Below are 23,240 nucleotides of genomic sequence, written 5' to 3' on the forward strand. Positions count from 1 at the left end.
GGCTCAAAACATGTCCATGTCCGCGTCGCGGTACTCCCACGCGTGATACGGCGAGAGATCCGCGTTCGTCGTCGCGATCCCCACGATGGGCGTCGAGGAGCGCCTCGATAGAAAACCCAGCGTCGCGAGCGCGCTCCCGATCCGGGCCGAGCGGGCGATCGTATAGACCTGCTCGAGGGAACGGCGGCGGGCTTCCATCGCGCAGGCCGCAAAAAGCGCTCGAAGCGCGCCGCGGCTCCGCGGGTCGACGAGGAAATCGCCGACGTGCAAGCGCGGCGGCTCGCTCGGGATGGGGAGGCGCGCCGCTGCCCAGCCGCGGAGCACGCCACGCTCGTCGCGGAGCAACACCTCGATGTATTCGCGCCGCGGACGGGACAGGCGCCAGCGGACGTACGCATGCGGGCGTTCGAGCATGCAATCGGAGGCGGCGAGCACCCTCGCCATGAAGCCTTCCCATTCGTGCCCGCCGGCCGGTCCGATCTCGTGCTGGTAGCGCCCGAGGCGCAGCGGCAGCATTCGATCGAACGCGGCGCCCGCGCATTCCGCAACGAAGACGCCGGGCCTGCCGAACCGCGCGCCGAGCGGGCCGAAGGACACCGGACGAGCGGATCGGTCCACGTGGAACATCGCCGAGAAGCCGAGGCGGCCCAGATAAATCCGCAGCGCGGTTTCGTTGGGCCAGCCGAAGACGGCTTCGTAGCCCCGTGCGCCCGCAACCTCGACGAGGTACCGGATCAACCGCTGGAAGAGCCCCTTGCCGCGGTAGTCAGGATGCGTGAACGCGCTGCTCAGGATCGCGGCCGAGACACGCCGCCCGTTCACGCGAAGGTGCTGCGCCGCGAAACCCACGTAACCGACGAGCTTGTCGCCATCGAACGCGCCCGAGAGCAGCCCCTCGTGCGTGGGGTTCTGGAAGAACCACCAGTCCATGAAATCGGCGTCGAATTCCTCCGGCCGCACGCCGTGGAGCAGCGCGAAGGACGCGACGTGATCCCTGACCTCGTCACGCGCGATTGCACGAACCAAAAGCTCCGTCATGGGCTCCTCAGGCGCGGCGGTGCAAGCTCGCGCGCAAGCGGCGCTCCACGCGGAACGTGAGGAGCTGCCGCGCCACGGGCGAGAGACGATACCGATCCCGCGGGCTCTGCATCGACGCGCTGATCACGTCGCGGTAAAGCCAGAAAATCGAGGTGGCGTCGTTCCGCGCCGGACCGAAGCTCGAGCACGCGGCCTCGTAGCCGGCGCGGCGCACGGCGCGGACCACGCGCGCGGAGAGCGAGCCGCCCGGATAAGCGAAAAGGGTGACGGGTTTGCCGAGCAGATCCTCGAGATCCTGCCGGCTGCCGCGGAGCTCCTCTTCCAACTGCGTATCGTCGAGACGCACGAGATCCGGATGCGTCCGCGTATGCGAGCCGATCGTCATGCCCGCATCCACGAGCGCCCCGAGCTCCGCGGGGCCCATCCGCTTCGGGCACGAAACGCCCTTCCGCAGGTGGTCCGTCGTGACGAAAAACGTCGCCGGGATCCCGAGCGCCCGCAGGATCGGCAGGGCGTGCTCGTACTGGTTTTGCCAGCCGTCGTCGAACGTCACGAATGCCGAGCGATCGTCCTCCGCGATGCCGTCGTCGATCTGGCGAACGAGGCCATCGAGCGAGCCGAACCGATATCCCCGCCGCTCGAGCTCCTCCAGGTGAAATCGGAACGCCTCGGGGCTGTGCCGGAAAAAGAGCCCATCCTCGTCGGAGAGGCCCGCGGCGTCGCCCTCGGGCAGGATATGATGATAAAGCAGAATCACCGCGGGAAAGCCTTGGCCATCCGAAAGCGGCCGTCAAGCCTTCTCAGGTCCCCGACGCGGCCTCGAGCGCCGGCGCTTCGGCCGCCTCCGCTTCCGCGAGCACCCGCGGCGCGAGGCGGCTCTTCACGCGCGCGAGGCTCGCCTCCACCAGGTCCGTCACGACCTGGAGCAGCACCTCGGTCTGCGGCGAGACGTCGCCAAAATCGCTGCGCAGGCCGAATTTGAGCTCTGCGCGCGCCGCGTCGTCCCGGCCGATCGGATAACGCGCCGACACCACGTCGCGGCCGTAGGGATCCTCGTCCGTCGGGTTCGTCCAGCGAAACGCCGTGGGCTCGCCGTCGGTCACGGGGAGAATCTCGACGTATGCGAGATGTCCTTCGAGCGCGAAGGTCCCGATCGCCGAGAGCACGTCGGCCTCGGACCGCGCCGCCTCGAAACGCGCGGGGAGCCGCGGCAAGAGGCGACGCAAGATCTCGCTGTCGCGCGAGCGCAGCCGTTCTTTTTGCCGCCGCCGCCCGTGTACCTGCTCGAAATACCCCACGGTGCGCACGAGCCCGATGAACACCACGCTGCTCGCCACGAGCGCGAGCCCCACTTGCCAGCTCCGGCCGAGCGAGATGCCGATCGCCGCCACCGTGAGCAGCACGCTCACGCCGTAAATGATGAGCACCGCGCGACGGTGCGTGATGCCCATGTCGAGCAGGCGGTGATGGATGTGCCCGCGATCCGGGGAGAACAGCGGCCGGCGTTCGAGCCAGCGCCGCACCATCGCGAAGAGCGTGTCGAAGATCGGCACGCCGAGGGCGACCACGGGCACGAGCAGCGAGACCGTGGTCGACGCCTTCTGCGTCGCGCCGATGAGCGACGTCGCGGCGATGATGTAACCGAGGAAATAACTCCCCGAGTCGCCCATGAAGATGCGCGCGGGGTTGAAATTGTAAAAGAGAAACCCGATGATCGCGCCCATCATCGTAGCCATGAAGAGCGCGGGCAGCGTGCCGAACGATAGATAAGCGACGACGAAATTCGTCAGGGCCGCGAAAAACACCACGCCCGCGGCGAGGCCGTCGAGCCCGTCGATGAGGTTCACCGCATTCACGATGCCCACGACCCAGAGCACCGTGATGGGCAGGGCGAAGATGCCCATCGAGAGCTCGCCCACGAAGGGCAGGGAGATCGCCTCGATCCGGAATCCGCAGGCGAACGCGAGCACGGCCACCGCCACCTGCGCGTAAAGCTTGTGCAGCGCGCGGAGGCCCCGCGTGTCGTCGATCGCGCCCACGGCGCAGAGGACCGCGCCGCCCGCGAAGAGGCCAATGACCTTGCGTACGTCCTGCGTGAAGGCCTGCGCCACCACCGATTGCACGAAAAACAGGCCCACGAGCGGCGCGAAGAACCCCGCGCAAATCGCGAGGCCGCCGAGCCTCGGCGTCTCGTGGCGGTGTACGTGCCTGCCGCCGGGACGCGAGACCGCACCGAGCCGGAACGCGAGGAGGCGCACGAGCGGCGTGAAAATCCCACTGACGAGCGCCGAGAGCGCGAACGCCGCCAGGTAGGTCCTCATGAGCCGATGCCTCCCATCATCGCTGGATCTTGGTTGTGCGGTGGGTCTTCCACATTCAAGCGTGCTGCGCGACGGGGGTTCGGGGGCGTAGCTCCGCTCGCCGGAGCGTAGCCCCCGAGCGGTAACTACGGGCTTTCTTTCGACGCCTCCTTCAAGAGGGCGCGGAAGCGGGCCGAGGATACGGGACGATCGTACCGTTCGTCGAAGATCCTGCGGGCCCGCGCGCCTTTCTCGTCCCACGCCGCCCTCCGCGTGACCGCGTCCTCGAGCGCGCGGCACAGGCCTTCGACGTCGCCGGGGCGACCTGTCCAGCCGAGATCGTCCTCACGCACCACGCGGGCGACCTCGCAGCGCGGCGGTCCGAGGTAGATCACCGGCCTTCCAGCAGCGAGCGCGCCGTAAAGCTTGCTCGGGACGAGCAGGCCTTCGAGATCCTCGCGCAGTGACACGAGGTGCGCGTCCGCGGCGGTGAGGCTCTCACCGATCGCGTCGTGGGGCTGATACGGCAGGAAACGCACGTTTTCGAGGCCCTTCGCGAGCCCCTCGGCCTCGGCGCGCCGCGCGCCGTCGCCGATGAACAGCATGACGAGCTCGGGCAGCTTGTCTTTCAAGCGCCGCGCGGCCTCGACGAACGTCCGGACGTCGTGCCCGATGCCGAGGTTGCCGCTGTACATCGCCACAAATCGTCCGTCCAAACCGTGGGTTTTTCGGAAAGGATGGCTCTCGCGTCCGCGCGGTGACACGAGGCGGCCGTCGGACCAGTTCGGCAAAACGCGGATGCGCTCGCGGGGCGCGCCCTGCGCGACGAGTCGGTCGGCCATGCCTTCGGAGAGCGCGACGATACGGGCGGCGGCGCGGTGCGTGGCGTGGCCGAGGCCGAGCAGCGCGAGCGACGCGGGGCCGCGAGGCGCGAGGTAGCCGAGCTGGATTGCGGCCTCCGGGTAGACGTCTTGCACCCACGTCACGAGCGGCAGGCGGCGGGCGAGGGACACGAGCGCACCACCCGCGGCGATCATGGGCGGGGTCGTGAGGACGAGCAGCACGTCGGGTTTGGCTTCGCGAGCGGCGGCGAGCACGCTCGTGGCCCAGAACGACAGGTAATCGGCGAGGCGACCGGCCATCGTGGCCTTGCCGAAGCGCGTGGCGAAGGGGCGGACGACGTCGACGCCGCGGATGTGCTCGCGGGCGGGCAGCGCCTCGCCGCCGAGGTATCCGCCGCGGCTCGCAATGACCGTCACGTCGTCGCCCGCGGCGGCGAGGTCCTCGCAGAGCTCCGTAAGGAGCTGCGAGGTGGCGGCGTGGTCGGGGGCATAAAATTGGTTGACGGCGACGACGCGCATGCGAAGGAGATCCCGCGGGCCCGGGCCGAGCCGGCTTGACGCTGCCCGCTTTCGATCGCTACCTTCCGCCTCCGCGCGCCCTGAGCGCAACGGAGAAATGAATGTCTCGTCTGGTCTTGGGCATCAATTCGGCCCACGGGGATGCGTCGGCGGCGCTCATCGGTGAGGGGGGCATCCTCGCGGCGATCGCCGAGGAGCGGATCAACCGGAAAAAGCACTGCGCAGGTTTTCCGCGCCTCGCCGTGGCCGAGGTCCTGCGCCTCGCCGGGGCGACGCCGGGGGACGTCACGGACATCGCGGTGGCGCGTGATCCGCGGGCGAACGTCGCGTCGAAGGTCGCGTTCATCGCGTCGCGGCCGTTCACGGGCGTCCCGAGCGCGGTGAAGCGGCTCGCGGTGCATCGCGAGGTCGCGACGAGCGGCGGGCTCGTCGCCGAGGCGCTCGGCGTTCCGGAGGCCTCGATCCGGGCGAAATTCCACCGGGTCGAGCATCACCTCGCGCACGCGGCGAGCGCGTTTTACTGGTCGCCGTTCGATCGGGCCACGGCGATCACCTGCGACGGCGCCGGCGATTTCGCGACGAGCCTCGTCGGCCTTTGCCAGGGCAATCGCATCGAGATCCTGCGCAAGAACCTCTGGCCTCACTCGCTCGGCGTGTTTTACACGGCCATCTGCCAGTTCCTCGGCTTCGACAGGTTCGGCGAGGAATACAAGGTGATGGGTCTGTCGGCGTACGGCGTGAATCGATTCGCCCGGGAGATGCGCCGCGTCGTTCGCTGGGATCCCGAGCAGGGCATCCGGCTCGATTTGACGTGGTTTCGGCACCACAAGACGAGCGAGGGAATGGAGACCGTGGACGGCGCGGAGATCCAGGTCCCGCGGCTCTGGTCGGACGCGATGGCCTCGCTCTTCGGCCCGGCGCGGCGGCGCGGGGATCCGATCACGGATCGGGAGCGGGACGTCGCGGCGTCGCTGCAGACGCGGTTCGAGGAGGTGTATCTCGCGCTGGTGGCGGACGCGGTCGAGCGTACGGGCGTGCGCAGCGTGGCGATGGCGGGCGGCTCGGTGCTGAATTCGGTCGGCAATGGTCGAATGATCACCGAGGGCTGGGTCGACCGGGCTTATTTCCAGCCCGCGGCCTCGGACGACGGCACGGCCGTGGGCGCGGCGCTCTGGGTGAAGCATGGCGTGCACGGCGAGGCGCGGACGCCCGAGGTGCGGCATGCGTACTGGGGGACGAGCTTCCGCGACGACGAAATCGAGGCGGCGCTCGTGAATTCGGGCCTCCCGTTCCGCAAGCTCGGCCGGGACGAATTGCTCGGGGCGGCGGCGCAGGCGCTCTCCGAGGGCAAGATCGTCGGCTGGTTCCAGGGCCGCGAGGAATGGGGCCCGCGGGCGCTCGGCAACCGCAGCATCCTCTGCCACCCCGGCTGGCCGGGGATGAAGGCCACGCTGAACGCGCGCATCAAGAACCGCGAGCCTTTCCGCCCCTTCGCGCCCGTCGTGCGGCTCGAGAAGCTCAGCACCTGCTTCCGCGGGGATCACGAGGTGCCGTTCATGATCATCGTCTACAAGGTCCGCCCGGAATGGAAGGACAAACTCTCGGCGATCACGCACGAGGACGGCACGGGCCGGGTGCAGACGGTGCGGCGGGCCGACAATGAATTGTATTACGACCTGCTCGGGGTCTTCGAGGAGAAGACGGGGATCCCGGTGCTGCTCAACACGTCGTTCAACGAAAACGAGCCGATCGTGCACACGCCCGACGAGGCGATCGATTGTTATCGGCGCACGAAGATGGATGCGCTGGGGATCGGGTTGTTCTGGCTGGAAAAACCGGGCGGGGAGGGCTGACGGCGTATCGGCGGGGTGTTAGGGTGAAGGTGGAGGTGCGGGGGGCCATGATGGAGCCGGCGAGGAGGCACGACGTTACGTTCGCCGAGTATCTGGCCTTCGAGCTGGCGAGCGAGACGAAGCACGAATACGTGGACGGGCAGATCCTGGATAGGTTCGGAGATAGCCCGGAACATGCGCTCGTATCGGCGAATGTGGTGGCTGAGCTGGGCAACGAACTCCGTGATCGGGATTGTCGCGTTTTCGGCCCTGATGTCCGTATCCGCGTCCAAGCGACAGGTGCGTCGATGTACCCCGACGTAACCGTCGTTCGCGGCAAGCTCCAGCTCGATGCCGAGGACAAGGACGCCATCGTAAACTCCGTCGTGCTCGTCGAAGTTCTTTCGCAGCGCACCGAAGGTTACGATCGCGGCGACAAGTTCGCGCATTACCGGCGGATCCCCTCGCTCCGCGAATACGTGCTCGTCTCCTCCAAGACGAGGCGCGTCGAGGTGTTCCGGCGCCACGATCTCGGCGGCTGGGCACTGTACGAGGCGCAAGGCAGCGAGACGATCGAGCTCATTTCGATCGGCTGCACGCTCGCGCTCGACGAGGTGTATCGCGGAGCTTTCGAGGAGCCCGAGCTCGCCTCCTGATCGGACGGCCGTGTCCTCCCTCCTCCGCGCCGCCTTCGTCCGTGTCCCCGGCCAGCGGGATCGTATCTACGTCCACCGGAGCAACGGCACCGAGGTCTCCTGGGTCTTTCCGACCTACGGCGACGAGCTGCCGCACGACCTCGTGCACATGGTCGTCGAGGCGGCGTTTGGCCTGAAAAAAGGATTTTGGGGGCGCGTCGACGCGGGCTTGGATCCGGCGCGCATCAACGACGAGGCCAATCGCAAGGGCGGGGGAAGCAAGTACGCGGGCTTCGGGGACGATCTCGAGGAGCTCCTGCTCGCCGAGGGGCTCGCGGGCGCTCCGTGGTCGGATGCGGAGGTCTCCGACGCCGCGATCCTGGAGGTCATCGCGTCGAATTGCGCTCGCGCCGGTATCGAGGCCGCCGCCGTGCTCACGACCGATCGGGTGCGCGAGGTGCGGCGCGTGCTCCCGCGCCTCCGGGAGCAGTGGCGCGCGTTCGCTGGAAAAGGGACGATCACGATCGTCTTCGACCCGCAGGATCCGGCGCGGGGGTTTGCAGAGCTCCTCCGTGCGTGACGCGGCGCGAGATTGCGCCGCCCGTCCGCTTCGTGGTACCTTGCGCTATCGCATTAACGCCGAGGAATGGCATCATGGCGAGATTGCTTGGTATTTGCTTGATGGTCGCCGCGCTGCTCACGACGGCGTCGCTCGTCTGCGCGGAGGAGACATCGCCCCCGGCGCCGGCCGCGCCGTTCACGTACGATCCCACGCTCCTCGCGGCGTTGCCGCGGATGTGCAGGCCTGGCGCGCAGGCTCGTTGCGCCTGCCAGGACGGGCGGCCGGGCACGCAGACCTGTGATTCGCGGGGCATCTTCTCGCTGTGCGCGTGCGCTTCGGTGACGATCGACGTTCCGCAGTTGCCCGTGGTCTCCGCGACCCCCGTGGAGGTCGACGTGGAGCGGCTGCGGCGGCCCAAGAAAAAGAAGACGCGCTCGTCCGGCGTGGGGCTCCTGATCGGCGGCGCCATTACCCTCGGGATGGGTACGGCGAGCCTCGCCTGGGGCATCGATCGCGTGCGGGACAAAGGAAAGGACCCGCTCGGCATCGTGCTCATCTCGACGGGCGGAACGGCCATGCTCGTGGGTTTGCCGCTCACGATCGTCGGCATCGTCTTCGTGGCGACGCGCCCGTCGAGCCCGGACAAACCGACGAGCGCAGCGCGGAAGGACGAGAGCAAGGTCCGGTTCCTGCCGACGGCGGACGGTTTCGCGCTTTCGTTCTGAGAGCGACGCTCCTACCAGAACAAATGCAGCACGAGGACGTTCTGGCCTGACGGGGTCTTCGTGCGCTCGATGCGTGGCACCGCGTCGCCCTCGCCCGTGTAGACTTCCACGAGCGCGCCGTGCTCGGCATGCCCGCTCTCCAGATGGAGATCGAGTCGCTCGAGTCTCTTCTCCGGAACGTCGCTCAGCGCCCAGTCCCCGAGTTTCGATACCAAATGCACGCCGATGATGGAGCGAATCGCCGGCGTATCATTCGGAGCACCGATCACGATGTGAGGTCTCCCGGCGTCCGGGAGCAAGCGCTCCACCGAGACAGGCCCATCCACGATGTGACTCAGCGCCGTGGCGATGAGCTGCACGAGCATCTCCTCGCGAGCCGCGTCCTTCGCCACCTTGCCGCTGACCTTGCGGTGGATGAACTCCGCCACGCGCCCGAGCGCTTTCTCCAAGAATTGCGGATCCGACCTTGGAATACGCGTCGGTCCTCCCGCTTCGAGCTCATCCGCAGCCGTCTTGCTCAGCGCCGTGCTCATGCGCCGCTCGTCCACCACGTTCGCGAGCAATGCCGGATCGTCCACCTTCGCCGCCGCGGCCCGCGCCACCTTTTTCGCCACCTCTTTTGGCATCCGGCTGCTCGGCGCCTCGATGCCCAGCACCTTCGCGACCTGCCTTTGCACGGCCTCCGGCGCGGCTTCCACGGCCTCCTCCGTCGCCTGGGCCAGATGCCTCCGCAATACGCTCGGCGTCCGTTTCTTCTCGGGCACGGCGAACGTGTGGGTGTATCCGTCCTTCGCGTCGTCCGGAAACACCTTGGTATCGAGCACCCACGGATCCGCGCCCGAGGCGTACATGTACGGGGTGATTCGCACCTTGCCCGATCGCGGACGGAGCTCGCCGAGCAGGCAACCATTCGGCCACGGGCTTCCCTGATAGGCCGACGGCGCCGCGAGCTCGACGAACCCGCCGCGCTGCGAGGCAATGCCGCGGCTCTTCGGCTGGTGCATGTGACCGCGCAGCACGAGGTCGAAGAGGCGCTCGAAGCGATGCTCGATGATGTCGCGCTCGAGCTCGTGCAGTTCCTCGAACGGGTGGTGCAGGAGCGCGATCGCGGCCTGCGCGCCCTCGTCCGCGATGCGATCGCCGGCCCGATCCACGTTGGGCTCGCCGAGCCAGAGCTTTCCGTGATCGTCGTCGCCCTGCGCGAAAAACGCCGAATTGAACGATGCCACCGCGATCCGCGCGCCGCGCACCGTCACGACCTCCACCGCATTCGCGCCGACGCCGAGGCCGAGCGTGCGGTCCTCTCCGAGCAGCGACGCGAGCGCCACACGATACGCTTCGAGCTTTTGCGTGTGGAATCGCCGGGCGTGCTCGTCCTCGAAGAAGACGATGGCCTCCTCGTCCTTGTCGAGCGTGCGCCGGAGCCATCGGCCCACGTCGCGATCGACGTCGTGGTTGCCGGGGACGACGAAGAAATGGGATGGCGGGACGCCCGTCACGTCGAGGATGCGCTGGAAGAGGTCGACCACGAGCTCGAACTCTTCGGGTTTGCCGCTGTGGGCGAGGTCGCCCGTGATGAAAATGAGGTCGAGCGGGAACCTCTGGTGATCCTGCTCCAGGAAATCGACGAGGCCGCGGAGAACACGATCCTGATCGTACCGTTTCACCCGCTGGGGCCTCAAATGGAGGTCCGAGAGGTGGAGGAATCGAATGGGCGGCTCCTCCGAGGGCACGCCGGGCGCGCGGTCCGGCAGGGCGCCGAGCTTCCGGGCAATCGCGACAAGCTCCGCGGGCGCGGGCAGCTCGTACGTCCGCGCGGCCCACGTGAAGAAATCGGGCGCTTTTTGCCGAAGAATACGCTCCGTATCGCGGGAGACGACGAGCAGCACGGGCCCCGCAAGCCGGCGCAAGAATTCGCGCTCGGCATTCAGCAACCCCGCGAACGCGCCGCCGCTGAACGGACCCCACGGCGCCGCGGAGAGCACGTAGGCGTCCGCCGCGCGCTCGTGCGTGAGCTCCACCCAGCGCGCGGGGCCCATGTCGACGTCACACGCGCCGAGGTCCTCCACGCGCATCTGCGCCCTTTGCAAAATGCCCACGAGCAGCTTACGCGCCTCGTCGAGCGTCGCGTCGGATTCGGCCACCACGACGAGCAGGGACGGCGATCCCTGCGCCAGCGAGATACGCGCGGAGAGCTCCTCGATGCGCGCTTCCGGCGTCATCCGGCCCAGGTCTCCATTTGCCGGAGGAGCTGCTCGACCGGATCGGGCAGCGAATACCAGGCGATGCCATTGCGATATTCGATCACCCAGAGCCCGTAGAGCAGCTGCTTCGTCACGTCGCCCTGGCCTTCGAGGCGGAACTCGCGCCGCACCTTTTCGAGCACCGGCAAGAAGCGCGGATCGTAGGCGCGGCGGAACGATTCGCGCTGGTCGGCGATCGCGGCGGACACGTCCTGCTCCTCGATGAACGTGCCGCGGCGGACGTGCGCCTTGACCACGCTCGATTGGAGGAGCCGCGCGAGCTCGCGGATGTTGCCGCCCGAGCCCACGATCGCGCGCTCCACGGCCTCGGGCATCACGATCCGCGCATCGATCGGCTCGACGCGCGCCTCCACGATGCGGCGCATGATGCTCACGCCCTGCTCGGAGCGCCTGCGCGTGTTCGTGTGGGGGTTGAGATCGTAGAGACGAACCGCGGGGAGGACCGCGCTGCCCGCGTTGTTGTACCTCTCCGAGAGGACGTTGAACGTGGGCTCGTAGATCAGCGAAATCGGGATCGTCAGGATCGCCGCGCCCGGCGCCTCGACCATCGGCTTCTTTTCGTCGCCGAGGAATGCGTCGCGCGCCTGCACGGGCGGGAGTTTGTCGAGGCCGTCGAGCAGCACGACGGGCCTGTGCTCTTCGAGGTCGTCGAGCAAGCCCGCGAGCATGTCGATCGGCTCGAAGCCCGACTCCTTGATTTGTCGGCGCAGCTCGTCGCGCAGGAGCTTGCTCTCGCGCACCGTCGAGAGCAGCCGGCGGAGCGCGGCGCCGAGGGCGTCGAGATCGGGCGCGACGGGCGAGGCGAGCAGGCGTTCGAGGGCGCTGCGCAGCATCTCGGCCGTCTTCTCGGAGAGGCTGATTCCCGCTTTTTTCACCTCGGCCACGAGCTCGGCCTTGGCGGCGAGGTACATCTCGAGCGAGCCGAGGTCCTGCACGGCCGTCTGCGCTTCGAGGTCGACGAACGCGACGAGCCGCCCCTCGCGCCGCAGCCGGTGGGCGATGCTGAGCAAGAGCGTGGTCTTGCCGCAACCGGGCTGGCCTGCGAGCAGGAGCTTGGCGTTGTCGTTCAGGTCGAGCGCGGCTTCGAGCTCGGCGCGATAGTGCTCGTGCGCTTCCGGGACGTACGACGAGCCGGGTCCGTCGTCGGCGTCGAGGTACGGCCGGTAAATCGGGTCGAAGACCCGGGTCAGCGCACGGAATTTCGCTCGAGGATCGGGGCTCATGCCAGAAGCTCCGATGAAACTAGCGGCCCCGTGGCCGGGGGGCAAGCGGGCGGCACGGTCAGCTCCGCGGCTTCCGCGCGACGAGGAGTTGGATGTCCCCGATCTGCGTGACCACGCTCTGCCTGCGGCGCTCCCACGCGCCCGGGTCGAAATGACGAAGCGCGCGCCCGAGGACGACGCCGACCAGCACATTTCGAAGGCGCCGCGCCACGTACCTGGGCGCCGAGCGCTCGAACGAGGGCGTCGAATACACGACGTCGAGGCCCGCGGCCCAGACGAGGCGCGAGAGCGATCCGTACGAGAAGACGTGAATGTGCTCGGGCGGGCAGAACCAGTGCGAGCGCGCCGCGACGTCGCGCTCCGAGGCGTCGCCGCAGAGGGGCGTATCGCAAAAGAAAAAACCACCCGGCTTGAGGACGCGGCGCACCTCGCGCATCGCCGCGTGCGGGTCGCGGACGTGCTCGATCACGGCCCAGGACGTGACGGCGTCGAAGCTCGCGTCCTCGAACGGCAGCCCGCCCTCGGCGTCGAGGTTGCCCGGAAAAACCCGGACGCCGGGCGGATATTCCTTTCGCACCGAATAATCGCACCCGACGGCGTCGAAGCCAGCTTCGAGGGTCTGCGAGAGGAACCCGCCTTCCCCGCAGCCGACGTCGAGCAGGCGGCCGGAGGGCTGGTGACGACGCACGAGCGCGAGCTTCGCGGCGTGGCGCTTCGGCATCTCGCGGGCGAACCGCTCGGCGCCCATGCCGGCTGTGTAGCTTTCGGAAAAACCTGCGTAATGTTGGGCCAGCTCTTCCACGGTGGGCAGAACGTTCGATTGCACCGTGCCGCAGGTGGCGCAGCGGAAACAAGCGATCTCCTCGAAGGATTCTTCCGGCGCTCCACGCGCCCCGCAGATCCGGCACGCGGAACGCGTGGTTTCGCCCGTCATGCTCATCGCGCCGCCGAACGTAGCGGGAGCGCGGCGCGGGGGCAAGCGCGCGGGTTCATCGCACGCGCAGCCGATCGAGCCGCGGACCCAGCGCGGCGAGCGCGTCCATGGCGAGTTTTCCGAGCCGCGGCGGGCGCGCGCGGGCCGGACCTTCGGCGATCGCGCGCGCCACGGGCGAGAGCCGCGCAGGATCCTCGTCCCGCGGAGGACCACGCCGCGCCTCGCCCCGCGTATACCGCTGGAGCACCGCACGAAGGGATTCGGCATCCTCCGCGACCTCGATCCGCCCTTCATGCCCCAGGGCCGCGACGATTTCGAGCTGGTGATCGTTGACGATCTCGCCAAACCCGGCGCGGCGCGCGGCGACGATCGGGCGATGGCCGCGGCGAAGGGCCTCGGAGAGCGTGCCGACGCCGGCGTGGCAGACGACCACGTCGGCGTGTTCCATTTCGCGCTCGAATTCGGCGCGGGAGAGGTGCTCGCGTGGCGTGAGCTCGCGCGGACGAACCAGGCTCGGGCCGTGCTGGCAGAGGCCTTCCACGGGCACGTCGAGCGCGGACGTGGCCTCGTCGACCCAGCGGAGGAGCCGGTCGAAGGGGACGAGCGCATTGCCGACGGTGACGAAGATCCTCATCCGAAATGAATGCTCGCCTTCTCGGCCCGCGGGAAGAACCGCGCGAGCGTGTCCCATTGATAGAAGAAACGATGCGCGAGCGGCGCCATCAGCCGACCCGTGAGCGTGGGCCGGACGATCGCCGCGGCCGTCTCGACGAACACGACCCGTGCCCGCGTGCCCATCCGCGCCACGAGCGCGACCGGGACCGCCGGCCCCGCGCCGGCCGAGAGCACGATGTCGGGATCCTCGTGGCGCAGGATCCGCGCGGCTTCGAGCAGGTTCAAAAGCACGCGGATGTCGCGCTCGGCGTGCGCGATGCGGTAGACCCGGGCAAACGGGAAATCCGGCAATGCGGCGTCGTCGTTGAGGACGAGGACCACCTCATGGCCGGCGAGGATCGGGGCGAGCTGCATGATCTCGGTCAGGTGACCGCCCACCGAGGAGACGACGAGGATTTTCATGGTCGCCTCTCGCCGGCGACGATCTCCTCGTAATGCCCGAGCATCTGCTTTGTAATGGCGTCCCAGCCGAACCCCGCGGCCACGGCGCGCCCCGCTTCTCCCATGCGCCGAGCGCGCGCGGGGTCTTCGAGGACCGAAAGCAGCGCCTCGGCGATCCGCTCGGGCGTATTCTCGACCCAGGCGCCCGCGCCGCGCTCTTCCAGGATTTTCCAGGGACAAGCCTTGCTCACGACGACGGGTGTCCCCGCAGCGAGCGCCTCGGCGACCACAATGCCAAAATTCTCGCCGTGCGAGGGCAGCACGAGGACCGTGGCCGAAGCGAGAAGCTCCAGTTTGTCGTTCCCATACACAGGCCCGAGAAACCGCACGCGGGGGCGAGGTGTGACGCGGGCGAGGAGCGCCTCGACACGCGCCTGTTCCCCATCTTCGTCGGGGCCGGCGACGAGCGTTTCCACCTCGGGCATCACGGACGCGACGCGAGCGAGCGCAGGCACGAGCACGTCGAACCCCTTGACGGGATGAATGCGGCCCAGAAAAACGATCCGCTGCTTCTCGCGGGGCACGTCGGGAAGCACGTCGGGCAAATCGACGCCGTTTGGCACGACGAACGTGCGCGCCCCGGGGACGTGCCGGAGGATCTCGCGCGCTTCCTCGTCACTCGTCGCATGCACGCCCGCGGCGGAGAGCACGTTCTTCCGCTCGACGAGCTCGATGTACGGCGCCTTTTTCCAGCGCTTCGAGCCAATGGCCCAGGGCATGAGCGTGCCTTGGGGCGAGAGCACGGCGGGCACACCCGCGCGCCGCGCGAGGGCCATGGCCGCGGCCGAAGAAAACGAGAACAGGGCCGTGACGTGGACCAGATCCCACCGCGGGATTTCCCGGGCGAGATGAAGCGCGAGGGGCGCGGAGAACGCGAAACGCGTGCGAGGCCGCCGCGGAAAATAACGAACGGGCACGCCCTCGGCGAGCGTCTTTTCCGCGTGGGGCACGGGCAGATCCCCCGCGCCGTCGGCGTCTGTCGTGACGACCTCGACATTCACGCCGAGGCGAAGAAGCCGCTGACAAAGCCGGAGCACGCCTTCGATCGGTCCGCCATACCGCGTCGCGGGCCAGAAGCTCGGAATGACGTGGAGAACGCGGAGGGCCATGAAACGTCAGGCGAAATCCGCGAGGATGGTTTCGAGTCTGTGCCGATACGTGTGCTCGGCGAGGGCGCGCCGCGCGCCGGCCTCGCGGATCGCGAGCATGTCGGCCGGGAAGCGGCGCGCGTGTTCGAGGTGGCCGCGGAGCTCCTCGTACGTTTCGAACGTGAGCACCTCTTTACCGGGCTCGAAGCACTGGAGCAGCGTCGGCCGGAACTCCACGAGTTGGAGCCCGCCCGCACCCGCGATCTCGAACGCGCGGCAATTCAGCGAATTGCCCTCCGCCAGCGCGAACGTATTCAGGCAGGCCATTCCCGCCCCGAACACGCGGCTCTTCTCCTCGCGGACGACGTATTTTCCGGAAAAACTCGCCCGGATCTCCTTCGCCGACCAGGGCGGAGGCTCGGTGCCGTAGAGTTCGAGCCGCGCGCCGTCGCGGAGCAGCCGCAGGAGGACGGCTTGTCGGAACGCATAATAGTTTCCGGCGACGACCACGGCATCACTCGTTTGCTTCGCGAGCGGCCGATGCCAGCGCGGATTCATCGCCTCATGCAGGAGCGCGCACGCCTTGCCCGCGAGCCGGAGTTTTTTCACGGCGTCCGGATCCTTGACGTACACCTTGTCCCAGAAGGGATTCACGAGCCCGAACCTGCGACTGTTCGCGGGCGCGTCGCCCCACCAGAGAATGCGCCGCCCCGGCACGAAGCGGCCGAGCGCGTCGAGGATCTCCGGGTGCACGTCCCACGTGAGCGCGAGCAAGACGTCCGGGCGTCGATCCTTCACGAGCCGGAGGAGCTTGCGATCCTGCGGCAAAGGCGCATCCCCGAAGACCCGCTCCTCCACCATGCGCAGCGCGCGCCGAGGGACCGACCAGTACGCGGCGTGATCGACCTCCTCCGCTCCGAGGACCTCGTGGCCCATCTCGACGAGCGTCTCGGCGACGTTGTCGGCAAAGCCGTCCGCGAATCGGGGGCCGAGGACGAGGATACGCATGGCGCCGCCTAGCCCTCCTTCCGCAGCCGGAAGAGCATGTCCGACGAATAAATCCCGCCGCGCGTCGCCCCGTTTTCCACGAGAAACCACGCCTCGATCGCGCCGCGCAGCGCGCGCCAGGCGACGTACCGGATCGCGCTCTTCACGCCGTACGGCACCGGGCCGCACTCGCGGAACTCCACGCGGTCGCCCCAGCCCGTCATCGCCGCGAGCTGCGTGATGCTGTTCGGCGTGAACGCGATCCGATGCGTGATGTCCCAGTATCGCGCCGCCGCGCCGAACGGAGAGACGGCGTTCGGCACCATGCCCACGAGCGCGCCGCCAGGGCGAAGCACGCGGTGCGCTTCGCGGAAGAAGTCGATGAGCCGATCCTTGGGCAGGTGCTCGACGATGTTGAAGGCCGTCACGAAGCCGTAGGCGTCCTCGCGCTGCGCCGCGAGGTGGTCGATCACGTCGCCGACGACGAGCTCGCCGCGCACGAACTTCCGGGCTTCGTCGAGCTCCTCGACGCAGAGGTCGACGCCGTGTGTACGAGTGAAACCGCGCTGCTCGAGCGCGTAGATGAGCTCGCCGCAGCCGCACGCGAGGTCGATGCACGGCGTCGTGCGATCTTCGGGGAGCCAAGAGCCGAGGCGGCGGAGGAGGCCCGCGGAGCTCGTTTTGTAGTGTTCGGCGGTCGGGCGATGGCCACGCGAGGCCGTCGTCTCGTAGTAGCGCCTGGTGATGTCTTCGAGCGACGCCATGTGCGGGAGCGCATGGTGAAGAAGCCGGAGCGCCGAGGCAAGGGCGCGGCAGCGGTTCAGCCCGCGGCCGACATCTCGCGGTACTGCGCGACCGTGAAACGCGCCCAGGCGCCCCGCGCGTCGCGCAGGTGCACGGCCACGGGTTCGAGGGCGTCGAGCGCGCGAGGATGCAGCTTGCACTGCACCCCGCGCGAGCCGCGGCGATCGACGGCGAAATCGGGCTGCGTCTCTCCTTCGGCCGGCTCGGCCGGGGCCGTGGTCTTCGGCTGCGCCGGCGTGTCACGCCCGCCTTGCAAGGCACGCGTCGTCCGCAGCTCCAGCACCGCCGCGGGCCCGCCCGAGCCCGCGCGCCCGGCGTCGAGCGCGGTCGACGTCGCGAACGCCGAGCCCGTCCGCCCGTTCACGCTGGCCCCGATCCCCGACCGCAAAAGGACGTTGAGCCCGGCATAACTCGTCGCATGATACAGCGCCGAGCCGGACGCCAGCGTGAGCGCGCCGGTTTTCCCGGGCGCCGAAAGGCGTTGCGCGGCGCCGGATCCGTTTGTCCGAGCCACCGTGGCCGGATGCGGGGACCGCTCCTTGCGCGCGCCGCCGGGCGCGGACGTTTTTCGTTGCACCGTGGCCGGATGCGGAGGCCGCTCCTTGCGCGCGCCGGCCTTCGCGGTCGACTTCTTTTGCACCGTGGCCGGGTGCGGCGGCCTGCTCGGACGTTTTTCGGGCTGCGCCGCCGTCGTTTTCCGCTGCACCGTCGCCGGATGCGGCGCCCGCTGCTTTTTCCCCTCGCCCTCGCCGTTCGCCATCGCCGCCTCCTCCGCGTCGTTCCCTCGGGAAAAACCTTATCGCAGTTTTTCGTACACGTCGCGCGGCCCGCGTACGGATCCGCTCACGGGCGTCTTCACGTCGGCCGCGCGGAGCACGTCGAGCGCGAAGGCCGAGCATTGCTTCGATTGCAGGTTGAACCGGTGTCGCCCCGATTGATACTCGGCCACCTTCGCCATCGCCGCCTGCGCCTGCGCCGCGTCGATCGGATATTCCTTGAGCCGCACCCCGGGCTTCTCGAAGGCCGACTTGTCGTCGTGCACCACGCCGGGCACGCCCGACATGAGCTTGCCGAGGTCCCGGTGTGGATCATAAGAGCCGTAATTCTGGGGCGAAAAACCGAAGGCGTGCCGTTCCCCGGTCGGCTCCTCGAGCGCGACGAAGCTGTGGCCGGCGAGCGGCTCCGGGAGGCTCTCGTTTTCGTGCATGTACGTCCCGAAGATGAGCCGATATCCCGCGCCCTTCGCCTGCGCCGCCCGCATTTGCAACGGACCGACGTTCTGCGCCGGAGGCCCGAAAGCGGGGAAGGGGCGCGCATTCGCCGCCATCTTCGGTTGCCCCGTGGCCACCGCTCTCCCCATGCGATCCGCCTCTGCTTCCAGCTCGAAATCCTGCACCACGGCGATTCCGTCGCCCAGCGGATTCGCCACCCGCCCCTCGCGCTGCTGCACCACGTGCGTCAGCTCGTGCCCGAGGAGCTCCTGCCCTCGCGACGTGTGTGGCTCGTAAAACCCGGGCGCGAAATGGATGTCGCTGCCCAGCGTGAACGCGATCGCCCCGATCGACGCCGCCTCGCCGCCCACGTGGACCCGCACGTCGGAGAAATCGGCCTCGAAGAACGTTTCCATTTTTCGAAGCACCGAGGGCGGGAGAGGCTGCCCGTCACGCGCCGGTTTGCCTTCGAGGAAACCCGCGGGCGGCTGGAACGCGTGCACGCCCGAGGGCTGCGCCGGGTTGATGGCGGCCGTTTCGTCCGTGGCGCGCCTTTGCAGCGGGGCGCCACGCGTCGCGGCGTGAGGCGGACGTTCCGTGGGCCCCGGGGTTGCGCTTTTTCGTTGCGCCACCGTGGCTGGATGCGGGGGCAGGGACGTCGTGCTTCGCTGGATGGCCTTGGCCGCGTGCGGCGGTCTCGTCGCGTGCGGCCGGAAAAAGGCCTGCGCCAGCATCGCTGCCGGGATACGATTGGCGGGATAACACGCCTGGATGACGCGTTGTTTCGGGCTCATGGCGATCGCGTCCGGGCTGCACGGGGGCCGGGCCCATGCCCGGGGCCCTCCGGGGCCAGATAAGATTGAGCGTACCACCGCACGCGACGAACCAGCAACGGAGCGGCATTTTCCGTGCGGCCCCCCCAGGTCACCGTGCTCGCGGCCAGCAAAAGGAGGACCAGCGCCGGCACCCCGACGAGCGCCGGCCGGAGGCGCCGTAAAAGCGCCCGCCGCGCTTCCACGCGCCGCGCCATTTCCGCCCGCCGCGCCGCCTCGCGCTGCGCGCGCGCCTCCACGAGCGCCTCTTCCCCGAGCGTCCGGTCGACGAGATAGACGAGCCCCGCCGCCGCGCTCCGATGCCCGAGCGGATCCTCGACGTTCGCGGCTGTCGAAAACCAGAGATCGTGCCCGGGCCATCGCGTCCGCATGAAGTCCGCGATGTCCGTCGCGAAGGCGGATACGTCGGCGTCCACCGCCGCGGCCTCCGCGCGCCGCGCCTCGATCTGCGCGGGGTTCGTGAATGCCCCCCGATCGGCCGGCAACATGCGACCATACCGCGCGAAGAGCCGATCCCGCGCCGCCGCGTCCTCGTCGTCGGTGCTCCCGAGCGCGACGAGATCGGCGAAATTGAGCTGCACGGCAATGGGCACGTCGCGGGCGTCCTTGCCCATGCGCCCTGCGAATTGCTCCACGAACGCCATCACGGCGTCGATCCGCGCGCGCACCTCCTCCATCTGCGCGGCCGCGGGCTCGGCCGTGGCTTCGCCAGCGGGGAAAAGGTCGCCATACGCCGGCACGAGCGAGGGATGTACGTGCCCTGGGACCAAGCCTTTTCGTCGCGGCGGCACTGGCGGAGCCACGCAAAGGACGATGCCTCCGATGCGACCGATCCGCGGCTCCAGCGTATCCCGCAGCGCCCCGGCGTCGTCCCGCGCCGCGTCCACGATCGCCCCCGGCACGTCGATCACCCGCACCGCGCGCTCGCCGATTTCGACCCGATGCTCCGTCACCGCCGCCGTCGGCGCCGGGTTTGCCCCCGTCTCTACCCGCGGAGGCCCGATTCCCTCGGCCGTCACCGGCGCCATGCGGGCGTACTGGCTCCAGCGCATCCGCGTCCGGGTTTTTCCGGACCGACGCCAACCGAGCAGCAGGATCACAGGCTCGCGTTCCCGATCCGGCGCGGGGCTCCCGCTCATGCGCGACCCTCGGCGGTTCGTGGGCCGAGGGCGCGGAGGACAAACCCCGTCACGCGCGCACGCTCGCCCTTGCCGATCCACTCCACCGCGGGCAAACCTTCGATTTCGTCGGGTCGAATCCGATTCGTCAGGAAATGCAAACGCTGGTTCGACGAGCCCCGCAAGGGCAGCCGTGCCGCGAGCTCGGCCTCGTACCGGCCGTCGATCAGCAGATCGACCTCGGCGAGCAGCGCCCGGGCGTGGGGCCGCACGTCTCCTTCGATCTCCTCCCGGGTAAAACCCGAAAACGCCACGATGTCCGCGCCCTCGGCCCGAAGCGCGCGGCAAAGCGTCGCGAAGCCGAGCGCTTGCTCGAAAGGCTCACCGCCGCTCAACGTCACCCCGCGCAAGCCTCGAAACGAGCGCACCCAGGACGCGGCTGCATGCACCGTGCAGATACGCCGTGGCGCCGGGCCCCAAGTTTGCGGGTTGTGACAGCCCCGGCACTGGAGCGAGCAGCCCTGCGCCCAGAGGACCGCGCGCGCGCCGGGACCGTTCGCGCGCGACGGCGCGACCGCGTCCGCGAGGTTGAGCAGGAGGTCCGTCACGACGACCCCTGCCTCCCCGTCGTCGCCCCGTTTTGCAGGACAACCACCGCGCCGCCCGCGCCGTCGCCCCCCGCGGGCCACAAGGCGCGCCCGTCCTCGCCGTAAAGCTCGGCCTCGACGCCCTGCGCCCGCAGCGCCCCGAGCACGTCCGCATAACCGCCATGCACGCAGGCCGGGCCGTCCCACTCTGCGGGCCCCCGCATTTCGATCGCGTCGATCTCCGGGAGCGCGGCCCACGACACGAGGTGCTCTGCGATCCGCGCGAAGACGCCGTGATCATCGGAGAGCTCGGCGACGAACGCGCCTTCGCGCGCCTCGAATCGGACCTCCGAGGCCCGGAGCCCCGCCGCGACGCCACCCTCGCAGAGCGATACGACCCGCGCCCGCGCCCGTGCCGCGAGGAGCGCGTCGAGTTCGCCGAGCAGGCTCGCGACATTTGCAAGGCCATCTTGCATCCTTCGTCCCGCCAAACCTCGGAGATCGGCCGCGAGCCCGGGGCGAAAGGCTTCGAGCTGGCGCTGCCACGCGGGCGCTTCCAGCACGGCGAGCGCGCGCGAGAGCGCCTCCTGCCGGGCTGCAATAACTTCTTCCAGCGTGCGCGGCGAGACCCGCGCGACGAGCGCGTCCACGGCCCCGATCCGCGCCGCGTCCGGCTGACGCGTGAATTCGACGAGCCCGCCGCGGGCCTGCTCCGCCTCGCGATCGAGCGCAACACCGAGCGCGACGCACGCCGACAAAAGCCCGATCGACCGCTCGACGCGACGGAGGCACGCCTCCACGGGAGCCGTCCTTGGCACATGGACCGGCGGCAAAGGCTTCGAGGCTTCTACCTTCGAGGCCTCCTCGCGCGCCTGCTTCGCGCGCTCGGCCGCGGCCCGCCGCAAAGCCTCCTCGTCCCTTTGGCTCGACCGAATGCGCAGCGATTTCACCCCGCTCATGGCCTAACCCCCTTGCCAATCGATCTGGGCCTCGATGCGCTTCAGGGCTCCGTCCTCGCCGCTGTCGTCGACGGGCGGGGAAGGGGGCGCCTCGGCGGGGCGGGGCAGGGGGCGCGGCCGCTTCGGGGGCGCGGGCGGGCGCAGGCACGTGTACTCGAAGATCGGCGCCTGCCCGAAGCGGAGATCGTGCCGATGCGTGACGAGCCAGCTCTCGAGCTTGCGCAAAAGGCCTGCGCGATCTTCCGGGTCGAGCCGCGGCCCGGCGGTCTCGATCTCCCATTGCGTGAAGAGGGATTCGGCGAGCGCCGAGAAGCTCTGCCGCCGGTCCAGCGTGAGCTCGCAGAGCGCGGTCCGTCCCTCGTCGCGCGTGGTTCGAATACGAATGGTGACCAGCATCGGGCCTTCCGGGCGAGTTTCTCCCTCCGGTGGGACGAGGGTACCAGGCGTCGCGAGGGCAGGGCCAAGTAGCTGGCGACGGCGCACCACGCGTGGTTGTGCATCGCCGCGGATCCACGTACGATCGGCGCGATATGTCGCGCGTTTCCAAGGCTCGGACCCTCGCCCTCGCGCTCCCCGTCGTCCTCGGCATGGGGTGCTCGCTCATCCCGCTGCAAGTGCAGACGCAAACGCAGACGAGTGGCTTTGGAGAGCCCGAGCCGGCCCTGATCCCGCCGGAGAATCGCGCCGCCGCGCGGGTCGCCGAGGTCGAAAAGGAAGGGGACGCGGAGGCTGCGCGCGTGGAGGAGATCCAGAAAGAGCTCGCGTCGCTGCGCGTGGAGATCACGGAGGGCAAAAACCTGGTCGACGACGCCACGTCCTTCGCCGAGCACGTGATTGAACTGAGGCGCACGAAGGTCGCAAGGAACGGCGAAATAGAGGTGGCCAAGCTGGAGTTCGAGGCCGCCGGGTACCTCGAAAGGGCGATCGAGAAAGCTCCCTCGCTCGAATCGTTCGACCTGCTCACCGAAGTCGCGCCACACGCCGATGCCGACGCCATCGTTCTCCGGGCCTGCCATCGCGTGAGGCCCAAGGTTTCCGCGGACGATGTCCCTTCCTTTACCCGCGCGTGCCTCCATTGGGCGCACGACGACCCGAAAAAATTGAAATGGGCGAGCGCGACGAGCGACGTCGCCCAGTTTCGCAAGCTCGAGGCCGAGCGTATCGCCGCCGAGGCCGCGGCCCAGGAAGCCGAACGAAAAGCGCAGGCGAAGACCACGCGTTACGTGGCCGCCGCGGTCTTCGCCGCGGGCCGATGCAAGTTCAGCAATTGCTTGAAGGACGGCTGGACGGCCTCGACGCCCGAGGGCGACATCGACGTGCATTGCTCCTTCGGCGACTGCATGAAAGACGGCTGGGAGGCCCGCTACCCGGATGGCACGACGGCGCGGACGCGGTGCTCGTTCTCCAATTGCATGAAGGACGGCTGGGAGACGAGCTTCCCGGATGGCACGACGGCGCGGACGCGATGCTCGTTCTCCGATTGCCTGAAGAACGGCTGGGAAACGGACTTGCCCGGCGGTGAAACGGCCCGCACACGGTGCTCGTTTTCCGATTGTACCAAGGATGGCTGGACCACGGACCTGCCGGGCGGCCGGAGCGTGGCATGCCGCTGCAATTTCCAGAAGTGCTTCGAGAACGGGGCTACCTGCAATTGACGAGCAGA

At 68.9% G+C, this 23,240-nt stretch carries 23 protein-coding genes; 5 read left to right on the top strand and 18 right to left on the bottom strand.

All coding sequences use genetic code 11. From position 1 onward, the window contains the following. Positions 1-3: 3 nt before the first annotated feature. From KEG38_RS08310 to KEG38_RS08325, 4 genes are all read right to left on the bottom strand, one after another. Complete coding sequence (locus KEG38_RS08310) at positions 4-1,038, bottom strand: GNAT family N-acetyltransferase (protein WP_272418555.1); 1,035 nt, start codon at positions 1,036-1,038, stop codon at positions 4-6. A 7-nt stretch (positions 1,039-1,045) separates the two neighbouring features. Then, positions 1,046-1,795 (bottom strand): polysaccharide deacetylase family protein, encoded by a 750-nt coding sequence (locus KEG38_RS08315; protein WP_272418556.1) that lies wholly within the window; start codon positions 1,793-1,795, stop codon positions 1,046-1,048. 43 nt (positions 1,796-1,838) lie between these two features. Beyond that, the gene (locus tag KEG38_RS08320; protein WP_272418557.1) at positions 1,839-3,359 is read right to left on the bottom strand and encodes a glycosyltransferase family 4 protein; all 1,521 of its coding nucleotides are present in this window, start codon (positions 3,357-3,359) and stop codon (positions 1,839-1,841) included. Positions 3,360-3,484: 125 nt separating this feature from the next. Next, complete coding sequence (locus KEG38_RS08325; protein WP_272418558.1) at positions 3,485-4,699, bottom strand: glycosyltransferase family 4 protein; 1,215 nt, start codon at positions 4,697-4,699, stop codon at positions 3,485-3,487. A gap of 101 nt (positions 4,700-4,800) precedes the next feature. Between KEG38_RS08325 and KEG38_RS08330 the strand changes: the two genes are divergently transcribed. The 4 genes from KEG38_RS08330 (at position 4,801) to KEG38_RS08345 (ending at position 8,453) form a co-directional block, all read left to right on the top strand. Continuing rightward, positions 4,801-6,552 (top strand): carbamoyltransferase family protein, encoded by a 1,752-nt coding sequence (locus tag KEG38_RS08330; RefSeq protein ID WP_272418559.1) that lies wholly within the window; start codon positions 4,801-4,803, stop codon positions 6,550-6,552. 47 nt (positions 6,553-6,599) lie between these two features. After that, positions 6,600-7,187, top strand: coding sequence for a Uma2 family endonuclease (locus tag KEG38_RS08335; protein ID WP_272418560.1), 588 nt, complete (start codon positions 6,600-6,602; stop codon positions 7,185-7,187). A 10-nt stretch (positions 7,188-7,197) separates the two neighbouring features. Further along, a complete protein-coding gene (locus KEG38_RS08340; protein ID WP_272418561.1) occupies positions 7,198-7,746 on the top strand; it encodes a hypothetical protein in 549 nt (182 codons plus the stop codon). Positions 7,747-7,820: 74 nt separating this feature from the next. Further along, positions 7,821-8,453: a hypothetical protein gene (locus KEG38_RS08345; protein ID WP_272418562.1), complete on the top strand. Its 633-nt coding sequence runs from the start codon at positions 7,821-7,823 to the stop codon at positions 8,451-8,453. A gap of 11 nt (positions 8,454-8,464) precedes the next feature. Here KEG38_RS08345 and KEG38_RS08350 read toward each other — a convergent pair whose 3' ends face one another. From KEG38_RS08350 to KEG38_RS08415, 14 genes are read right to left on the bottom strand one after another with little or no spacing between them, the layout of a single operon-like run. Beyond that, the gene (locus KEG38_RS08350) at positions 8,465-10,675 is read right to left on the bottom strand and encodes a metallophosphoesterase family protein (RefSeq protein WP_272418563.1); all 2,211 of its coding nucleotides are present in this window, start codon (positions 10,673-10,675) and stop codon (positions 8,465-8,467) included. After that, entirely contained in the window at positions 10,672-11,940 is a 1,269-nt protein-coding gene (locus KEG38_RS08355; RefSeq protein ID WP_272418564.1) for an AAA family ATPase, read from the bottom strand. Before KEG38_RS08355 ends, KEG38_RS08350 begins: the two co-directional genes overlap by 4 nt. Before the next feature lie 58 nt (positions 11,941-11,998). Further along, positions 11,999-12,880 carry a class I SAM-dependent methyltransferase gene (locus KEG38_RS08360; RefSeq protein ID WP_272418565.1) on the bottom strand — a complete coding sequence of 294 codons (882 nt, stop codon included), beginning with the start codon at positions 12,878-12,880 and terminating at the stop codon, positions 11,999-12,001. Between the two features lie 49 nt (positions 12,881-12,929). Next, positions 12,930-13,508, bottom strand: coding sequence for a glycosyltransferase (locus KEG38_RS08365; protein WP_272418566.1), 579 nt, complete (start codon positions 13,506-13,508; stop codon positions 12,930-12,932). After that, a complete protein-coding gene (locus KEG38_RS08370) occupies positions 13,505-13,951 on the bottom strand; it encodes a glycosyltransferase family protein (protein ID WP_272418567.1) in 447 nt (148 codons plus the stop codon). The genes KEG38_RS08365 and KEG38_RS08370 overlap by 4 nt, the downstream gene beginning before the upstream one ends. Then, entirely contained in the window at positions 13,948-15,099 is a 1,152-nt protein-coding gene (locus KEG38_RS08375) for a glycosyltransferase (protein WP_272418568.1), read from the bottom strand. Before KEG38_RS08375 ends, KEG38_RS08370 begins: the two co-directional genes overlap by 4 nt. A 6-nt stretch (positions 15,100-15,105) precedes the next feature. Further along, complete coding sequence (locus KEG38_RS08380; RefSeq protein WP_272418569.1) at positions 15,106-16,086, bottom strand: CgeB family protein; 981 nt, start codon at positions 16,084-16,086, stop codon at positions 15,106-15,108. A gap of 8 nt (positions 16,087-16,094) precedes the next feature. Further along, entirely contained in the window at positions 16,095-16,829 is a 735-nt protein-coding gene (locus KEG38_RS08385; protein WP_272418570.1) for a class I SAM-dependent methyltransferase, read from the bottom strand. Between the two features lie 56 nt (positions 16,830-16,885). Then, entirely contained in the window at positions 16,886-17,629 is a 744-nt protein-coding gene (locus tag KEG38_RS08390; RefSeq protein ID WP_272418571.1) for a hypothetical protein, read from the bottom strand. 36 nt (positions 17,630-17,665) lie between these two features. Then, positions 17,666-18,874, bottom strand: coding sequence for an eCIS core domain-containing protein (locus tag KEG38_RS08395; RefSeq protein WP_272418572.1), 1,209 nt, complete (start codon positions 18,872-18,874; stop codon positions 17,666-17,668). After that, on the bottom strand, positions 18,871-20,052 hold the full coding sequence (locus KEG38_RS08400) for a hypothetical protein (protein ID WP_272418574.1): 1,182 nt from the start codon (positions 20,050-20,052) through the stop codon (positions 18,871-18,873). The genes KEG38_RS08395 and KEG38_RS08400 overlap by 4 nt, the downstream gene beginning before the upstream one ends. After that, the gene (locus tag KEG38_RS08405; RefSeq protein ID WP_272418575.1) at positions 20,049-20,639 is read right to left on the bottom strand and encodes a 4Fe-4S single cluster domain-containing protein; all 591 of its coding nucleotides are present in this window, start codon (positions 20,637-20,639) and stop codon (positions 20,049-20,051) included. The genes KEG38_RS08400 and KEG38_RS08405 overlap by 4 nt, the downstream gene beginning before the upstream one ends. Beyond that, the gene (locus tag KEG38_RS08410; protein WP_272418576.1) at positions 20,636-21,577 is read right to left on the bottom strand and encodes a hypothetical protein; all 942 of its coding nucleotides are present in this window, start codon (positions 21,575-21,577) and stop codon (positions 20,636-20,638) included. The genes KEG38_RS08405 and KEG38_RS08410 overlap by 4 nt, the downstream gene beginning before the upstream one ends. A gap of 3 nt (positions 21,578-21,580) precedes the next feature. After that, complete coding sequence (locus KEG38_RS08415; RefSeq protein WP_272418577.1) at positions 21,581-21,973, bottom strand: hypothetical protein; 393 nt, start codon at positions 21,971-21,973, stop codon at positions 21,581-21,583. Between the two features lie 134 nt (positions 21,974-22,107). On the opposite strand from KEG38_RS08415, the gene KEG38_RS08420 reads away from it, so the two are divergent. Beyond that, positions 22,108-23,232 (top strand): hypothetical protein, encoded by a 1,125-nt coding sequence (locus KEG38_RS08420; protein ID WP_272418578.1) that lies wholly within the window; start codon positions 22,108-22,110, stop codon positions 23,230-23,232. Positions 23,233-23,240: the final 8 nt, after the last annotated feature.

The organism is Polyangium jinanense (genome assembly GCF_028435265.1).
In the GTDB taxonomy this organism is placed as follows: domain Bacteria; phylum Myxococcota_A; class Polyangia; order Polyangiales; family Polyangiaceae; genus Polyangium; species Polyangium jinanense.

Coding starts and splice junctions, on each gene's coding strand:
- KEG38_RS08345 (WP_272418562.1), top strand. CDS start 7,821: ATGGCGAGATTGCTTGGTATTTGCTTGATGGTCGCCGCGCTGCTCACG.
- KEG38_RS08415 (WP_272418577.1), bottom strand. CDS start 21,973: ATGCTGGTCACCATTCGTATTCGAACCACGCGCGACGAGGGACGGACC.
- KEG38_RS08420 (WP_272418578.1), top strand. CDS start 22,108: ATGTCGCGCGTTTCCAAGGCTCGGACCCTCGCCCTCGCGCTCCCCGTC.
- KEG38_RS08395 (WP_272418572.1), bottom strand. CDS start 18,874: ATGAGCCCGAAACAACGCGTCATCCAGGCGTGTTATCCCGCCAATCGT.
- KEG38_RS08385 (WP_272418570.1), bottom strand. CDS start 16,829: ATGGCGTCGCTCGAAGACATCACCAGGCGCTACTACGAGACGACGGCC.
- KEG38_RS08330 (WP_272418559.1), top strand. CDS start 4,801: ATGTCTCGTCTGGTCTTGGGCATCAATTCGGCCCACGGGGATGCGTCG.
- KEG38_RS08370 (WP_272418567.1), bottom strand. CDS start 13,951: ATGAAAATCCTCGTCGTCTCCTCGGTGGGCGGTCACCTGACCGAGATC.
- KEG38_RS08350 (WP_272418563.1), bottom strand. CDS start 10,675: ATGACGCCGGAAGCGCGCATCGAGGAGCTCTCCGCGCGTATCTCGCTG.
- KEG38_RS08375 (WP_272418568.1), bottom strand. CDS start 15,099: ATGGCCCTCCGCGTTCTCCACGTCATTCCGAGCTTCTGGCCCGCGACG.
- KEG38_RS08310 (WP_272418555.1), bottom strand. CDS start 1,038: ATGACGGAGCTTTTGGTTCGTGCAATCGCGCGTGACGAGGTCAGGGAT.
- KEG38_RS08390 (WP_272418571.1), bottom strand. CDS start 17,629: ATGGCGAACGGCGAGGGCGAGGGGAAAAAGCAGCGGGCGCCGCATCCG.
- KEG38_RS08335 (WP_272418560.1), top strand. CDS start 6,600: ATGATGGAGCCGGCGAGGAGGCACGACGTTACGTTCGCCGAGTATCTG.
- KEG38_RS08355 (WP_272418564.1), bottom strand. CDS start 11,940: ATGAGCCCCGATCCTCGAGCGAAATTCCGTGCGCTGACCCGGGTCTTC.
- KEG38_RS08410 (WP_272418576.1), bottom strand. CDS start 21,577: ATGAGCGGGGTGAAATCGCTGCGCATTCGGTCGAGCCAAAGGGACGAG.
- KEG38_RS08325 (WP_272418558.1), bottom strand. CDS start 4,699: ATGCGCGTCGTCGCCGTCAACCAATTTTATGCCCCCGACCACGCCGCC.
- KEG38_RS08380 (WP_272418569.1), bottom strand. CDS start 16,086: ATGCGTATCCTCGTCCTCGGCCCCCGATTCGCGGACGGCTTTGCCGAC.
- KEG38_RS08400 (WP_272418574.1), bottom strand. CDS start 20,052: ATGAGCGGGAGCCCCGCGCCGGATCGGGAACGCGAGCCTGTGATCCTG.
- KEG38_RS08360 (WP_272418565.1), bottom strand. CDS start 12,880: ATGAGCATGACGGGCGAAACCACGCGTTCCGCGTGCCGGATCTGCGGG.
- KEG38_RS08320 (WP_272418557.1), bottom strand. CDS start 3,359: ATGAGGACCTACCTGGCGGCGTTCGCGCTCTCGGCGCTCGTCAGTGGG.
- KEG38_RS08365 (WP_272418566.1), bottom strand. CDS start 13,508: ATGAGGATCTTCGTCACCGTCGGCAATGCGCTCGTCCCCTTCGACCGG.